13 protein-coding genes, 1 tRNA gene and 1 pseudogene are annotated in these 15,115 nt (G+C 50.2%); 9 read left to right on the plus strand and 6 right to left on the minus strand.

All coding sequences use genetic code 11. The features are described 5' to 3' along the window. The first annotated feature begins 55 nt into the window (after positions 1–55). Genes ACJ8W9_RS08385 through ACJ8W9_RS08410 form a run of 6 tightly spaced genes read left to right on the plus strand, consistent with a single transcriptional unit; the run spans position 56 to position 7,129 of the window. On the plus strand, positions 56–958 hold the full coding sequence (locus ACJ8W9_RS08385) for a BadF/BadG/BcrA/BcrD ATPase family protein (RefSeq protein ID WP_411360824.1): 903 nt from the start codon (positions 56–58) through the stop codon (positions 956–958). After that, positions 955–1,941 (plus strand): glucosamine-6-phosphate deaminase NagB-II, encoded by a 987-nt coding sequence (nagB-II, locus tag ACJ8W9_RS08390; protein ID WP_411360825.1) that lies wholly within the window; start codon positions 955–957, stop codon positions 1,939–1,941. The genes ACJ8W9_RS08385 and nagB-II overlap by 4 nt, the downstream gene beginning before the upstream one ends. After that, a complete protein-coding gene (nagA, locus tag ACJ8W9_RS08395) occupies positions 1,941–3,077 on the plus strand; it encodes an N-acetylglucosamine-6-phosphate deacetylase (protein ID WP_411359849.1) in 1,137 nt (378 codons plus the stop codon). The genes nagB-II and nagA overlap by 1 nt, the downstream gene beginning before the upstream one ends. Then, a complete protein-coding gene (locus ACJ8W9_RS08400; RefSeq protein ID WP_411360826.1) occupies positions 3,065–4,342 on the plus strand; it encodes a sugar MFS transporter in 1,278 nt (425 codons plus the stop codon). The genes nagA and ACJ8W9_RS08400 overlap by 13 nt, the downstream gene beginning before the upstream one ends. A 58-nt stretch (positions 4,343–4,400) precedes the next feature. Continuing rightward, complete coding sequence (locus ACJ8W9_RS08405) at positions 4,401–5,546, plus strand: diguanylate cyclase (RefSeq protein WP_411359847.1); 1,146 nt, start codon at positions 4,401–4,403, stop codon at positions 5,544–5,546. Between the two features lie 29 nt (positions 5,547–5,575). After that, the gene (locus ACJ8W9_RS08410; protein ID WP_411360827.1) at positions 5,576–7,129 is read left to right on the plus strand and encodes a serine hydrolase; all 1,554 of its coding nucleotides are present in this window, start codon (positions 5,576–5,578) and stop codon (positions 7,127–7,129) included. A gap of 5 nt (positions 7,130–7,134) precedes the next feature. On the opposite strand, the gene ACJ8W9_RS08415 is transcribed toward ACJ8W9_RS08410, so the two are convergent. After that, complete coding sequence (locus tag ACJ8W9_RS08415; RefSeq protein ID WP_411360828.1) at positions 7,135–8,706, minus strand: leucyl aminopeptidase family protein; 1,572 nt, start codon at positions 8,704–8,706, stop codon at positions 7,135–7,137. 165 nt (positions 8,707–8,871) lie between these two features. Between ACJ8W9_RS08415 and ACJ8W9_RS08420 the strand changes: the two genes are divergently transcribed. After that, a tRNA-Arg gene (locus ACJ8W9_RS08420) sits at positions 8,872–8,948 on the plus strand. Between the two features lie 151 nt (positions 8,949–9,099). On the opposite strand, the pseudogene ACJ8W9_RS08425 reads toward ACJ8W9_RS08420, so the two are convergent. The 5 genes and pseudogenes from ACJ8W9_RS08425 to ACJ8W9_RS08445 all read right to left on the minus strand — a co-directional run. Further along, positions 9,100–9,279: pseudogene (locus ACJ8W9_RS08425) on the minus strand (IS21 family transposase); the annotation flags it as partial. Between the two features lie 57 nt (positions 9,280–9,336). Next, the gene (locus tag ACJ8W9_RS08430) at positions 9,337–10,575 is read right to left on the minus strand and encodes an aspartyl protease family protein (protein ID WP_411360829.1); all 1,239 of its coding nucleotides are present in this window, start codon (positions 10,573–10,575) and stop codon (positions 9,337–9,339) included. 167 nt (positions 10,576–10,742) lie between these two features. Beyond that, positions 10,743–10,880: a hypothetical protein gene (locus ACJ8W9_RS08435; protein ID WP_411360830.1), complete on the minus strand. Its 138-nt coding sequence runs from the start codon at positions 10,878–10,880 to the stop codon at positions 10,743–10,745. Between the two features lie 43 nt (positions 10,881–10,923). Next, complete coding sequence (locus ACJ8W9_RS08440; RefSeq protein WP_411360831.1) at positions 10,924–11,538, minus strand: hypothetical protein; 615 nt, start codon at positions 11,536–11,538, stop codon at positions 10,924–10,926. A gap of 2 nt (positions 11,539–11,540) precedes the next feature. Beyond that, on the minus strand, positions 11,541–12,224 hold the full coding sequence (locus ACJ8W9_RS08445) for a hypothetical protein (RefSeq protein ID WP_411360832.1): 684 nt from the start codon (positions 12,222–12,224) through the stop codon (positions 11,541–11,543). A gap of 283 nt (positions 12,225–12,507) precedes the next feature. Here ACJ8W9_RS08445 and ACJ8W9_RS08450 point away from each other — a divergent pair, with 283 nt between their 5' ends. Then, positions 12,508–13,500 (plus strand): helix-turn-helix transcriptional regulator, encoded by a 993-nt coding sequence (locus tag ACJ8W9_RS08450; RefSeq protein WP_411360833.1) that lies wholly within the window; start codon positions 12,508–12,510, stop codon positions 13,498–13,500. Between the two features lie 135 nt (positions 13,501–13,635). Continuing rightward, complete coding sequence (locus ACJ8W9_RS08455; RefSeq protein WP_411360834.1) at positions 13,636–15,108, plus strand: hypothetical protein; 1,473 nt, start codon at positions 13,636–13,638, stop codon at positions 15,106–15,108. Positions 15,109–15,115: the final 7 nt, after the last annotated feature.

Below are 15,115 nucleotides of genomic sequence, written 5' to 3' on the forward strand. Positions count from 1 at the left end.
GCAAAGTGTGGCAGTATATTTCTTATGATTTTGCAGCAAAGTTAAGGTATTTCTGATGCAAGCGACTTATTACGCCGGTGTAGATGGCGGCGGCACCAAGTGTCGTGCCGAGCTCTATGACGCCAGTGGCAAGCTGCTTGGGGCTGGCGTTGCCGGTTCTGCCAACATCGCGCGCCATGGTGAAACGGCGCAGCAATCAATTGTCAATGCAGTCACGCTAGCGGTCGCCAACGCGGGGCTCGACACACAAGTTTTAAGTGAAGTAGTGGTTTGTGGTGGCTTCGCTGGCGCCAATTTACCGTCGGCGGCAGCAGAATTGCGCGCTTGGTATCATCCATTTGCCGCGTTTCATTTTGCTTCAGACTTACATACCGCCCTATTCGGCGCGCATGCTGGCGCTAACGGCGCGGTGTTGATTGTCGGTACCGGCTCTTGCGCGGCGGCTTTGGTTGACGGCGAAGTCATTCAGTTCGGCGGCCACGGATTTTTGCTCGGTGATAAAGGCAGTGGCGCTTGGTTGGGTAAACAAGCGGTGACCTATACGCTTGAAGCGTTAGATAACGTAGTTACCGCAGGCCCGTTAAGTGATGCAGTGTGCGAGCATTATCAATGCCTGACACCCACCGCGCTGGTCGACCGCCTGAATCAAGCTCCACCCGGCGTGTTTGGCGAAATTAGCCCGCTGATTATTGATCTCGCCGCGACCGACGAACCGGTGGCACTAGCACTAGTGCAGCAAGGTTGTCAGTACTTGAGTGATATCGCGCGCAAAGCGTTGCAGCGCAGCAAAGGCCAGCTAGTGTTAACCGGCGGTGTTGCTGGGGTGCTCGGCCAATGGCTCGATGCCGATGTGCGCGATGCTATCACCACTGCCCAAAAAGGTCCCGAATGGGGTGCAATCGCATTATTTTGCGGCCGCGAAAGCGGTGGCTCATTTGCTACAGGAGATTCTAAATGAGCTCTCTGATGGCCCGTGAAACTGCTGAAATCCCAACAGTGGTTCGGCAACAATTAACGCACAATGCGGCTTGCTTGCAGCGCCTTGGTGCCGAGTTACGTGCACAGCCACCGCGCGCGGTGATGATGATTGGTCGCGGTACTTCAGACCACGCCGGCGTATTCGCCAAGTATTTAATTGAAGTCGAGTGCGGCGTGCCAGTGATGGCCGCGGCCCCTTCGATAGCCAGTGTTTATGGGCAAACTTTGCGCTTGGACGGCATGCTCGCCATCTGTATTTCGCAATCGGGCAAAAGTCCCGACATTGTGGCGCAAGCCGAACGCGCAAAAGCCGGCGGTGCGCGCGTGCTCGCCTTAGTGAATAACGTTGATTCTCCCTTAGCAGCAGTGGCAGATGATGTACTACCGCTGCATGCCGGTCCGGAATTGGCAGTCGCCGCCACCAAAAGCTATATCGCCAGTCTGGTAGCGCTGGTTTCGCTAGTCGCCGCTTGGCAAGACAATGCTGACTTGCAACAAGCCTTGCAAGAATTACCCCAGCAATTGCAAAATACCCCCGCACAAGCTTTCGCATTAGCCGACTTTCAACAGTTAAAGCAGTGCGTGGTGCTCGGTCGCGGTTTTGGTTATGCCATTGCCCGCGAAATGGCGCTGAAACTAAAAGAAGTGCTCAGCATTCAGGCTGAGGCCTTCAGTAGTGCTGAGTTCTTGCACGGCCCAGTCACCTTGGTGGAACAGCACTTGACGGTGGTGAATTGTCAAATCGATGACGAAGGCGCAGCCTATCATCAAGCACAAATCGCCGATGTCGCGGCGCGTGGTGCCCATATTGTGCCGTTTTTAGCAGCTGGCGCATTGCACCCGCGGCTCCAGCCCATTGCGCTGATGCAGCAATTTTATCAAGCACTCGAGCAGCTTGCGGTGCAGCAGGGCCTCAACCCCGATGCCCCGCCGGGCCTGAAAAAAGTAACGGAAACACGCTAATGTTTGTTTGTGAGAATATTTTAACGCCGCAAGGCTGGCGTCAAAATCAACAAATCGCGTTCACCGACGGACGCTTAACCGTGATCGAGGATGCCCCAGCGCAGCACGATTTACCTGTCTACCAAGGCTGGTTGGTGCCGGGGTTTATTGACGTACAAGTCAATGGCGGTGGCGGTGTGCTCTTTAATCAACAACGCGATGCCGCGGGTCTTGCGCACATTATGCGTGCGCATCGCGCGCATGGCACCACCGCCATGCTGCCAACCTTAATTACCGATAGCTTTGCCGCCATGGCCGATGCTGCTACCGCGATAAAAACCGCGCGCGCTGCAGGCGTAGCCGGGATTATTGGCGTGCATTTTGAAGGTCCATGGTTAAGCACCGCTCGCAAAGGTGTGCACAGTGAACAATTTATTCGTCCACCAACAGCAGAAGAGCTGGCCTTGATCAGTGATGCGGAGCTAGGCGTGGTGATGGTCACTCTAGCCCCTGAAACTGTCGAGCCAGCAGTGATTCAACAACTGACCGATGCAGGTATTCGTGTCTTCCTAGGTCATTCTGACGCCAGCGCTGCACAGGTAAATGCCGCACTAGACGCCGGCGCCGTTGGTTTTACCCACTTATATAATGCGATGTCACCGTTGCAGTCTCGCGCACCCGGCATGGTCGGTGTCGCGCTAGCCCGCGACTGTTACGCCGGTTTGATCGTCGACGGCTATCATGTTGACCCGCAGGCTTGCCAAGTCGCGTTTCGTGCCAAAGGCCGCGAGCAAATGATGTTGGTCACCGATGCCATGGCATTAGCTGCCACTGACGCGCAGCAAGTGCCGTTTTTTGATACCGAAATCATTCGCCACGGCGACAAGCTGACCACTCCTGATGGTACCCTCGCTGGCTCCTGCTTAACCATGATGGAGGCGGTGCGCAATACCGTGCAGATGTGCGGCGTGACGCTGCAAGATGCCGCAGTCATGGCCAGTACCACCCCAGCCACAATGCTTGGTCTTGAGCACTACGGTCGACTCAGCGTTGGCTGCCAAGCCGACATGGTCCTGCTCGACAACGATTTGAATCTGGTTCAGCTATGGCAACAAGGCGAACCACTGCATAAGGATATTCACGCATGCCAACCTTAATCCCGATGCTCGCGATTGGCTTACTGTTTTTTATCTTTGGTTTTGTTACCTGGCTGAACGGCGCCTTGATTCCGTTCTTACAAATCATCTCTGATTTGAACGAACTGCAGGCAATGTTGATTGCCTTCTGCTTCTACATCGCCTATGTGGTGATGGCACTACCAATGGCATGGTTGCTTGAGCGCACCGGTTACAAAAACGGCATGTCGGTGGGCTTAGCGGTTATCGGTATCGGCTGCTTGCTTTACATACCGGCGGCGACCTACCAAACTTTTGCCATCTTTCTGTTGGCGCAGTTTATCGTCGGTTCGGGTTTGACCGTTCTGCAAACTGCGTCGAATCCTTATATTGTGCGCATTGGTCCACAAGAGTCTGCGGCCGCGCGCATCGCCATTATGGGTATTCTGAATAAGGCTGCTGGCGTTATCGCGCCGATCTTCTTCACCTGGTTGGTACTAGCCGATTTTCCCAATGTCAGCGCCGCATCGATGGCCGAACTCGCAGCTGCGGAGCGCGCCGAGCAGGTCAGTTTAATGGCCGCAGCAGTCATTCCACCTTATGTCGGCATGGGTATTGCCATGTTCGTACTGGCCTTCGCCTTCTATTTGGTGCGCTTACCCCATATCAAAGAAGAAGCTCCCTCTGACGCACCAGTGCATGAGTCGGTGTTGAAATACCCACAGCTGGTGCTCGGTGCTATCGCCCTATTCTTCTACGTGGGCGTCGAAGTCATTGCCGGCGATACTATTGGTTTGTATGGTTCTCGCCTCGGCTTAGCTAATTACAGCACGCTGACCTCGTACGTGATGGTTGCCATGGTGATCGGCTATGTGTTGGGCCTAGTGCTGATTCCACGCGTGTTAAGTCAACAAGGCGCGCTTACCGGTTCTGCGTTGTTAGGCTTGATCTTCAGCGGTTTGCTGTTGGTCTCATCCGAACAGAGTACCGTTATCGCCTCGGTCTTATGGGGCTGGAGTGGTATCGCGGTAGTTCCTGATGCTATTGCCTTTTTAGCGTTATTAGGTTTCGCCAATGCCATGGTGTGGCCAGCGATTTGGCCGCTCGCATTAGCCGACCTCGGCAAATTTACCGCACGCGGCTCGGCTATCTTGATTATGGGCATTGCCGGTGGCGCCATTTTGCCGCTGGTGTATGGCGCCCTCGCCCAAGGCTTCGATCCGAAAAATAGCTATGCGCTACTGCTCGTCGGCTACGCGGTAATTGGCTACTATGGCCTCGTTGGTTATAAAAAACGCCACTGGTGAATTGTGGCGTAACGGGCTATTCTGACAAAAGATAACAACAACAAAGAGCTTGTGCGCTGTGGAACTGCATTTACCCACTCTCGTCGTCACCGCGGTTGGTCTCAATGTGCTGCTCGGCATATTGATGCTGGTCATTTATCAAGTGCGACGGACTCAGAAAAGTTTTCTTACCTGGGCATGCGCATGCTTTGTCTTTGCTTTAGCCGCCGTGGCGGCGAGTTTACGCGTTTATATTGACCAACCGTGGCTAACGATCTTCACTGCTGACGTGTTGATTGTGCTTTCGCCGTTGTTGGCGCTGCACGGCCTGCGCCAGTATCAACAACAAGCGCCCGTTTCGTTAAAGTTAGTCGCTTTAGTCATTAGCTACACCGCCCTGCCGTTGGTCTTGCTTTACCATGCACCCATTCATGCACAAACCTTTACTTCGGTCGTGTGTGCGTCAGTTTACTTATTTGCCGCCGTTTATATTTTAACCATTCGACAAGCGCCAGCGCTGACCAAAACCGTACTGTTCTTGTTGTTCTTGACCCACGGCGGCTTGATGCTTGGCATGGCCGGAATGCTGTTTCAGAACCTCTCAGAGGTCAAGCTCGCTATGGTCGAGCCAATTCTGAACTTGATGCTGATGACACATTTGTACCTAACCACCGGCACTGCCATGTTGTTCCCAGTCTTTGCCTTTTCACTGAGCGAACAACGGCTGCTCGAGTTAGCGAACTTCGATGATCTGACCAAGATGTACAATCGCCGTGCATTTTGGGAGCGCAGCAGTTTGTTGTTGGCAAAAAACCGCTTACTACGCAAACCCTTTGCGGTGCTGATGATCGACGTCGATTACTTTAAAGCCATTAACGACCGCTACGGCCACGCGGCCGGTGATGCCTGCTTAAAGCGCATCGCCGATATCATTCGCGAACACTTGCGTGAGCAAGACGTAGCCGCCCGCGTTGGCGGTGAAGAGTTTGCGGTAGCCATGCCCAACGCCGACCATAACCAGGCCGAGTTACTGGGCATGCAGATCTGCCAGCAAGTTGAGCAAGAGAAATTCGAAGTGGCGGGTCAGAAAATCAAATTAACGGTAAGTATCGGCATCATCTTTAGCAGCAATAGCCGCCGCGAACTCGCCGAGTTACTCAATGCTGCCGATACCGCCCTCTACGACGCCAAAGCCAGCGGCCGCAACCGCCTAGTCTTCGGCTAACAAGCCCCAACAGCAAAATGGAACTCCCAATGAAAACAAAAACTTACAAAGGAAGGGCAGCCCTCTTTGCGCTGTTGCTGGCGGCGCCAGCTTACAGCGCACAAGGGCTGGCGGCAGATGTGAGTGCGGACAAAATCCGCGAAACCGCCAATAACACTCTAAAAGCGCTTAATATTCCGGGAGTTGCGGTTGTTGCCGTACACCGTGGCGAAGTCATTTTGGCCGAAGGATTTGGCGTGCGCGACATCGCGACCAATGAACCGGTGACTGCCGATACCCTGTTCGGTATTGCCTCGAACACCAAAGCATTTACCGCCGCAGCCATCGCTACCTTAGTCGAGCAAGGCAAGCTTAGCTGGGATGACAAAGCGATCGAACACCTGCCGGAACTCCGCTTGGCAGATCCAAACATTACCGCTGAACTCACCATTCGTGACATGCTTAGCCACCGCTCAGGACTAGGACTTGGCGCTGGAGACTTGATGATTTGGCCCAATACCGATAAAACCACCGCCGATCTCATCGAAGGTCTCGCCCATGTACCGGTACAACGTGATTTACGCCAAGGTTTTGCCTACAACAACCTCATGTTTGTGATGGCTGGCGAAATTATTGCCCGCGTAAGTGGCATGCCCTACGCCGAATACATTGAGCAAACCTTCTTGCAGCCGCTGCATATGCAAAATACCGCAGTAGGCTTCTCGAACATTGCCGAAGGATATGACAACGTAGCGGTCGGTACCATTGAATACGACGGCGAGCTGCAGCGCTTCCCACTCGACTTTTTAGAGGACTTCAGCTCTGCAGGCGCTATGGCTAGCAGCGTTAACGATTTAAGTAAGTGGTTACTTACCCAACTTAACGAAGGCACCAGCCCAAGCGGTGAGCAACTGTTTAGCGAAGCTTCACAGAACACCATGTGGAATGTCACCACACCATTAACCGCAAACGGCAATCCAGCGACACAATTTCGCGGTGTCGGACTCGGTTGGTTTGTCAAAGACTATCATGGCGTGAAGCACGTCTCGCACAGCGGCGGCATTCTTGGCATGTTGTCGTTGACCACACTAATTCCCGAACATGAATTTGGCATGGTGGTGCTGAGTAATCAGCAAGCCTTTGGCGGCCTGACAGCGATTACCGAAGAAGCCCTCGAAGACTTGCTGGAGCTCCCCGATCGCGATTGGGTGACTGAACAACAGGCTGATTATCGTAAATCGATACAGGAAAAAGCTGATTTCGCCTTGGCGCAGCCTGCGCATAAGCGCCCTGCCCTCGAACTGCCAAATTACGCAGGTACCTATCGCGACGCTTGGTATGGCGATGTCATCGTAGCGCTCGAGGAAGATGAGCTACTGATTAGCTTCACCCACACCGAGTTACTCAAAGGCCGCCTCGAACACTACAACGGCGATACCTTTGTGGTGCGCTGGAACGAGCCGCTACTCGAAGCCGATGCCTTTATCGATTTTAACGTCGATCGCGCGAACAAAATAAAAGGCGCGACGCTTGAAGCTATCGCACCTTTTACCGATTTCAGCTTTGATTTTCATAACTTACAGCTCGAACGCGTCGAGCCGTAAATAGGTTAGTTGCCAGCTGCGTTGTAGTTTTCAACCCATTCAGCGAGTAGGCGCACACCGTAACCATTGCCACCGGCCGGATGAATACCATTCGCGCCGGTGCCATACGCATTACCGGCCATATCGATGTGGATCCACGGCGTATCTTTGGCAAAGTGCTGTAAGAAACGTGCACCCGCTTGCGCACCTGGTGAACCTACGTTTTGCACATCAGCAAGCCAGCTATCGATGATGCCGTCGTAAGGGCCTAGCGGTAATTGCCACACCAGTTCACCGGTCTCTTCTCCGGCAGTTTTCATCGCCGCCAGCAGATCTTCATGATCAGAGAACACCGCCGAATAGTCGGTGCCAACCGCGCCAACTTTAGAACCGGTCAAAGTGGCGATATCTGCAATCGCGCGAGCGTTTAGCTTATCGCGGGCATACCAAATGCCGTCCGCCAGAATTAAACGCCCTTCCGCATCAGTGCTGACAACTTCAATTCGGGTTCCATCTGCGGCAACTAGAACATCTCCAGGCAATGTTGCTGTGCTAGAAATAAGGTTGTGAGACAGCGGTACCACGCCGGCCACATTCACCTGAGCATCTTTACCTGCAAGCGCCATGACTGCACCAATAACCGCCGCACCGCCAGCTTTATCAGTCTGCATACGGACAATTGAGCTGCCTGAGGTTTTTAAGTTGTAGCCGCCGGTGTCAAAGGTATTACCCTTACCCACCAAGGCGATAGGCGCTTCATCCGCGCCACCCTCGTACTCAAGCACGAGCATATAAGCTTTATGCTGACTACCTTGGCTCACGCCATACAATGAACCCATGCCCATTTCTTTGACCTGCTCAGGCGTATAAATCGTCGCTTTAATGTCATCGTAACCACTGACCGCCACTTGCGCTAATTCCGCAATCGCCTGCGGATAGCCGTCGCTACCCGGCAAGTTGATGATATCGCGCGCCACAAATACACCGTGCGCAAGCGGCTGAGTGTTTGCGTAGGCAGCAGCAGCCGCATCGCCGTCATCACCATGCCAATGCACGGTGTAGTCTGGACGTGGTGCCGGCTCACTCTTGTACTTGTCAAAACGATAGTTGCGTAAGTCCATGCCGTGCGCCATCGCCGCGATTTGCGTGTCGCTCAAACCTTTAGCATGCACCACCACCGTCTCGGCCTTATCGTTGAGCTGCGCTGCGAGGCTGGCACCTAGTTTTTCAGCGTCAGTTCGCGCGATGTCACTGCCCGTTCCCACGACCCACAAACGCTTCGCATAAAAATTGGGTAACGCCAACAGCTCCACCTGCTGCCCTTGTTTGCCGGTGAATTCTTCTAACTCCAACGCGTTTGCAATCATAGCGCGCGTATCGGCATCCCACATTTGCGGCAAAGCGATACTGCCATCTTCATTTTCCGCCGCCAATAACACCAAGACATCAACGTCATCCATATGCTGATGCTCAAATTTATGCTGCGTCTGCACGTAATCATTGAACGACGCTTGGGCCAACGCCTCATTCTGCAAAGCCACGCCCGCAGTCAGCAAGGTTCCCAAAGTAATAGCTAATACACTCTTTTTCATACTCATGTTTACTTCCTTAAGTCACACGAAACTGTGCTAAACATGCCCCACAGCGCGCCTGAAAACAAGTGATTAATCGATGAAGTGGGTAGACAATACGACCGTTTTTCCCTAGAATTCCCGCCTGCTTGCACGCAAGCCCCCGCATTGAATGCTTTTCATGCTCAATGCGCACCCGTAGCTCAGCTGGATAGAGCGCTGCCCTCCGGAGGCAGAGGTCACAGGTTCGACTCCTGTCGGGTGCGCCATCAAAGGGATTCAGAGTATCCCGCCTTCAAATTCCATAACTTGTCTTTTCATGAGTTAAAGTCATCTTTAAATCACAGATGACCTTTACCCACTTTTTCTTTACTGGCCCTTTGTCTGGCCTAATATTTGCTCAAACCTAAATCATCTGGTAAGGCCTGAGATTTCCCGAAAGAGAACCGTTGCCGGTATCCAATCAGGCTCAGCGTCTTTAATCCGTTCCCGAAGATATGCCTCATAAGGGCCTAACTTCGTTGGGCGCGCAATCTCGCGATTACTCAATCCCTGTCGGTGTAAAACGTGAATGTCCACTAGTTGCTCCTGAGTTAGCATGTTAGGCAGCCTTGTCTTATTGAAACGTGCGGCTATGATGCCTCAGGCGGATCAATTTTACTCCGTTGGTAAAAGTGTTGAGAAACCAGGGATAGGTTGAAGCACAACCGAGTGACATTGCTTATCGCGAATACAAAGCTTTAGTTCACCTGGGGTGTTTGCCGTATCTAACCAACGAGATGTGCTGATCTCGCTGGTAGGAATGTCATTCATACTTTCGATGACATCACCAACTGCAATAGGCGAACCTTCGGTGGGAAAACCGTTAGCAACGTTTCTGACAATAAAGCTTCCGTCGATTTGCTCTCTTAATTCAAGGCCCGAGAGATTAAAGCGACTTGAAAAAGGTTGCTCGGAATAAGGAGTAAAGCTAATGGTTTGATTTAGGTAATCAATGCCCACTCGATAATGCGCAAACAGTGCGCTCCCGATGACATTAAGATCATCCTCGTCTTCAGCAAAAATGAGGTTAGTTTTGACGCCCTCAAGTTCAAGGTCGCCTATGCTTAGCTTCGGAAGACGAAACCGCTGATGCGCCGCTTTACCACTCAAACCGAAATCTGCAGCCTCTACCAATGGAGCAGGTAGCTGAATTTCACGGCTCTCGACATAAGCAGTGTTTATCTTCAAATAGTGGCGGCTACCCGTATCAACTTTGACATCAATTTCGTCCGGTTGCTGATTGCCAAAATCAAGCGTAACCGGAATACTGATTTTTCGTGAGCTAGTTTCGAATAGAAGAACTGTCGATTCTCGGCTTGGAACCATAGAAACGTTGGAAATGGTAACTTGCTCTGCCTGATAATCAAAAATCCATGCAAAATGTTTCAAGAAATCGTTACCAATAACACCATCAAAAATCATTTCTTGGTCAGAGATAAAATAGTGACTTTGACTTACTGGAACGACAGCAAAGCTAAAATTTTGCACGCTCACGGGGCCAATATTTACCTCAGCAACCTCAGTTTTATACCCCACCGAAGATTCGTCATTACCCCAGCCAAAAACTGGCAATTCATAATCACGTTCAAACGCCTTTTTTCGCACCTTTTCGGTGTCGAATAACATGGAGAACGAGAGTCCAGTATCAATAAGCATAAGGAACTGCGTTTCACCATCAATCGATATCAGCACATGAGGTTTTACGCCTATGTACTTAGTGTCGAGTACATATTGCTGTTGCTCACCCTGCCAAAGAGGTTGAATATCGTCATTTTCTGCACGCATTTTAAAGATGTTAATTAAACTACAACCCGACAGCTGGAGTAGCAAAATCACTGCAAATATCTTTTTCATAATTCTTACTCAAATAATGGAATGAAAAAAATGATGACCTCTAACCCTAACGCGGTAAAAAACAGGTGAAGTCATTGTCCTATTCCCTCACTCGCCTTGCCTTTGCTTATTTTTTCGGAGGCCTGGCACCGCGACTTAATAACTATGGCAATGACCCACTTAAAAACCTATCCAGAAAAGAACTGGGTGACTAACTTTGAAAAGTTCTCTTTCTGATAATCTTCCATCGATGCGTAAAATGCGACACATCCAAGCACTAAAGCTAAAGCGCTGTAGGCAGCTGTTCTTTTAAGATTTTTACTCATAGGTAACTCCGTTATTGTTGTTTTAGGTTAATTTTACATCTGATTAGTGTGAGCTCGGATTGGACCATCGATAATTGCTATAGGTTCGCTTCATCCGCTCCTCAAAAGGCACTAGGAATGCCGAGCCCTGCACGATCAACTCATAGTGTTTCAGAACCATGGTTTGCTCAGTCAGAGAAAAGCATTCGATTACTAAACTCAATCGATGAATTGTGGAGCCAAACGACGGCGAAAAAGCGCCGTCGTTGGTGAGCGTTATGCTTATTAGTTTTTGGGTTGAACTTGATACTTCAGCAATACCGTGCAAATTTTCATAAACGTCGGGGTCATCATCCACCGTCGGAACCGGCCGAAATGCGAAAGTTCTTGTGCCCTCGGTATCGCTAATCGCGCCAATATTGGCAGGAATCATTTTTTTGAAGTGATCACAGTCTACCTTGCCAAACGCTTCGGCTTTATCGTTATGTATTAGACTTTGAATTTCATCCTGGAAACTGTCGTTATCTGCAGTGATAACACGAACTATTGGCTCACCTAACTCATTGTTCATAACAGACAGATTCACATTAGAACCGCCATCGGTGATGTGAATGTCATAATCAAGGTTTAGACGTTCAGCAGTGATCAAAACGGCCAACAAAAAAGTTAAATGGCTCATATTTAACTATCCTTGTGGCGACATAACACCGTTCCGACCCATATGAACCAAACGATTTGAGTTAATCCAAAGGCTTCTTTGATAAATGGCAAACTTGGAAAAACCGTGAGAACACCAAAAACACCAACCAAAAAGCCGACCCAACATAGCAATCTTGGAAAGATGTGAGACCGCAGACCAACAATACTTAACAGAAGCACCCACATGCCCCCGACCAGTTCAATTCCGCCACCAAGTGCGTTCACAGCCATGGTGTAGCTATAAAATAGGATTACTGCTGCTTGTGGATCTTTTACGTACATCGTGATCATGGTGTTCATACCCACCAGGGCGATCATTCCTGCACACATCATGAGCACGACCCAGATAAAGCCAAATAAACTGGCACTGTTCAGCAAATGCCGACTTACGCCCAACATCCTGTTATGGATAGCTTGCACCGCAACGAGTAATAAAATTCCAAAAATGAAGTAGCCCAACAGGTAAGCAATACCAATGAGATCTTGCTCGGCCATTACATAAGTAATTCTCTCGTTAATATCGGAGCCTTGGGGAATGGCCAGCAATGCGCCAAAAATAATGAACATACCGAGATAGCACACTGGCATTAAAAAGAATGCGAGCGCCCCAAAGCGAGATAGTTTCGAGCCACTTACTTGACAGTGACGCAGCGTTTCAATCGTCATACCGAACCTCATATTCGTTACTAAAGACTTACGTTCATGAGGCGATAATACGAGATGGTTTCAGCCCGTTCGTCCTTCCCACGTAAGAAGGACAGTTTATGCAAGCTGTGTGCTATGCTGACTTTTTCAGGCAAGAGCATCGACATCTGTGTTAACTATCTTCCTATCTTCGATAACTATGGCTGTGGCAGGTTTTGCCATTTTTCTTATCCCAAAACGCCAGTCGAGAGGACCTCTTCTCCTGCTCCTCAGTTGTCTTTTTTACTTGTCCTCGGGTGCAGTGGTGTTTGAGTTAACGCCAAATCTTGTGCACCTTTATGTGAGCTTTATTCCCGTTGTGTTTTTTCTTTTCCTTCCTGCTTTCTGGCTCTATCACGATGCAACAATCGCCACAGATTCATGGCGCTGGCAGCCATCGATGTTGAAGCACTTTGCCATCGTACCGGTTGTATTATTTCTGAGTGTTGCGCTCGCACTACTTCCTGCCAAAGACTTTGAATGGATGTTTTTCTCGTCAGAACCGGTCGACACACCATGGCTTACCACTTTAGCTATGGCGTTTGCTTTCTTCTTAGTGGTCTGGTTCATACTCAGTTGCGGCTACATGTTCAGTATTTTTCGTCGGACGCTGGCTTACCACAAAAACATTCGGCTTATTTACGCCGATGAGTCAGGACGCAAACTCAACTGGGTCATTATCACCGCAGCTCTGATGATCTTGACTTGGGTGTACGCTTTGATTGTGCTCACCGTAGAGAATCGACTCACTCACTTCGGTTTCTCAGAAACCGGAGTGTTAATTCTGTTGTCGCTTATCGTCTGGCTGGTGGCGCACAATGGGATCAAGCAGCAGCTTGGATTCGACGAGGCAAAAGAGGCGAATGCTGCAATAACTGAAGTCATAAAAGCACAAGCCTATGAACGCTCGGCACTGCGCAAAGCCGATTTGCAACGAATTGCAGCAAAGATAGAAACTGCTGTAGCACAAGATAAAATTCACCTTGAATCAGATTTAAGTCTCGTCAAGCTGGCGAAGCATATTGCTGAGCCGCCTCAATATATTTCTCAAACATTGTCGCAGCACCTCAATAGCACCTTCTTTGACTTTATAAATAAAGCCAGAATCGACCAGGCGCGCCAGTTGCTAGCAACGACAGACCACACCGTGCTGGATATTGCTTTTGCTACCGGCTTCAACTCCCGCTCCGCTTTTTATAAAGCGTTTAAAAACCACCTGAACCAGACCCCAAGCGAATATCGAGCAAACTCCTCCTAATGTTAACTGTCCTTCCTAGGTGGGAAGGACGAAATCCCTCGTTGCCCGCTTATTATCGCCTCACAGACCTTCACAAAAATCTGACATTTAGCGTGCCAGACTCACGAGCTCGCCAAAGTTAAAAGGAATCCAATCATGCGTTCATTACTGACACGGTTTATTATCAGTTGCACTTTGCTTTGTGGTCTATCCACAGCAGTCGCCGATACAACCAAGCCAACCGATGCTTCGACGCAAACTATTGTCGATAAAGTCATAGCAGCCTATGGCGGTGATGCGCTCTTACAGGCCGACAGTATTAAAGTGATCGATTACAACAAAGGCCCGTGGCCTGGCGAAGGTGAAACGCCCGCCATTCCCGAGTTATGGCGTATCAATGAAGAGCTAACGATCGATTTTGTCGGGCAACGGAAAAGTTTGCTGTCTTACCGCGTGCCGCGCACCACAATAGACTTGGAGAAGTGGATTCAGCAGGGTGACCAAACCATCGTTTATGACATCCTGCATGAGAAATACTCCGAGCAAAACTGGGCCAACTTTGCGCGCCTTGGTGCGTCACTTGAACGCAGCAGCGATACACTACACGCTCGTCGCTTAGTCAGCTTAACAGGAGAGCTAGACTATGCTGGCGATGACTATTTCCGTGGACGTTTGCAACAAAAGCTGACCTACGTGACCGACTCCGGCGAGCGGTATACCTACTTCGTTGACAAGGAAAATGGGCTTATCCACAAACTACTTCGCCAACACCCTCGCGCCGGCGAGCTGCTATATGTCTTTGCCAATCATAGTACCGACAGTAAGGTCACCTTTTCCCGCGATATGAACTTTTTTGTCAATGGAGAGCTACGCTTAACTTCGGTACACCGTGCGATTGAGCTTGATCCGGATCTTGAAACCGCATTTCAGGGCTTTGACGATTTTACTCCTTGGGGCGAGACGATTGATGCTTCAGCATTTGTTATCAAAGAGATTGCCAATGGCGTCTATCAAGCCGGCACGGGTCGCTCACTTACGGTGTTTATTGAGCAGTCAGACCATTACATTGGACTGGGAGCGGCGGATGCCCTAGCAGCCAATTTTGCTGAAATAAAAAAGCTATCTCAGCAAGATAAGCCGCTTAACTTCTTTGTCGTCACACATCATCATAATGCCAACGTGCGAGGCTTAGATAACGCCCTAACTTTAGGTGCTACCTTAGTGGTTGCTGAACAGCATAGAGACTCTATTCTAAGCCATATCACTGTCGACGAGGCCGACAACAAGATCATTTCGGTCCCACCGCGCGCAGCATTTACTTTGGGCGATTTGGAGCTATTTGATATTGCCACCGCGCACTCCCGTCATTACTTGTTAGCCTATCTACCCGCCGCCAAGATGGTGCTTGCAGAAGACCATTACGTCAGCGATTTAACAACCGCGAAACCGCGAATCTATCACGATATGGTGCGCTTCGCAGACGTTCTCGATGAGCTCAATCTTGCAGTAGAGACGTTAGTAGATATTCGTGGTTGGCGCCAATTCAGCATGGAAGAATTTACGCAATGGACACGCGAGTTTACCCCGAACACCTGCCCGCCAGGTTACAAGATTTGCGCAAATGGTTAAGGTGTTA

The organism is Pseudidiomarina salilacus (assembly GCF_047323925.1).
Classification (GTDB): Bacteria; Pseudomonadota; Gammaproteobacteria; order Enterobacterales; family Alteromonadaceae; genus Pseudidiomarina; species Pseudidiomarina salilacus.

Bases quoted from the DNA above. Each gene is read 5' to 3' on its own strand.
- ACJ8W9_RS08385 (WP_411360824.1), top strand. From the start codon at position 56: ATGCAAGCGACTTATTACGCCGGTGTAGATGGCGGCGGCACCAAGTGT.
- nagB-II (WP_411360825.1), top strand. From the start codon at position 955: ATGAGCTCTCTGATGGCCCGTGAAACTGCTGAAATCCCAACAGTGGTT.
- nagA (WP_411359849.1), top strand. From the start codon at position 1,941: ATGTTTGTTTGTGAGAATATTTTAACGCCGCAAGGCTGGCGTCAAAAT.
- ACJ8W9_RS08400 (WP_411360826.1), top strand. From the start codon at position 3,065: ATGCCAACCTTAATCCCGATGCTCGCGATTGGCTTACTGTTTTTTATC.
- ACJ8W9_RS08410 (WP_411360827.1), top strand. From the start codon at position 5,576: ATGAAAACAAAAACTTACAAAGGAAGGGCAGCCCTCTTTGCGCTGTTG.
- ACJ8W9_RS08415 (WP_411360828.1), bottom strand. From the start codon at position 8,706: ATGAGTATGAAAAAGAGTGTATTAGCTATTACTTTGGGAACCTTGCTG.
- ACJ8W9_RS08430 (WP_411360829.1), bottom strand. From the start codon at position 10,575: ATGAAAAAGATATTTGCAGTGATTTTGCTACTCCAGCTGTCGGGTTGT.
- ACJ8W9_RS08435 (WP_411360830.1), bottom strand. From the start codon at position 10,880: ATGAGTAAAAATCTTAAAAGAACAGCTGCCTACAGCGCTTTAGCTTTA.
- ACJ8W9_RS08440 (WP_411360831.1), bottom strand. From the start codon at position 11,538: ATGAGCCATTTAACTTTTTTGTTGGCCGTTTTGATCACTGCTGAACGT.
- ACJ8W9_RS08445 (WP_411360832.1), bottom strand. From the start codon at position 12,224: ATGACGATTGAAACGCTGCGTCACTGTCAAGTAAGTGGCTCGAAACTA.
- ACJ8W9_RS08455 (WP_411360834.1), top strand. From the start codon at position 13,636: ATGCGTTCATTACTGACACGGTTTATTATCAGTTGCACTTTGCTTTGT.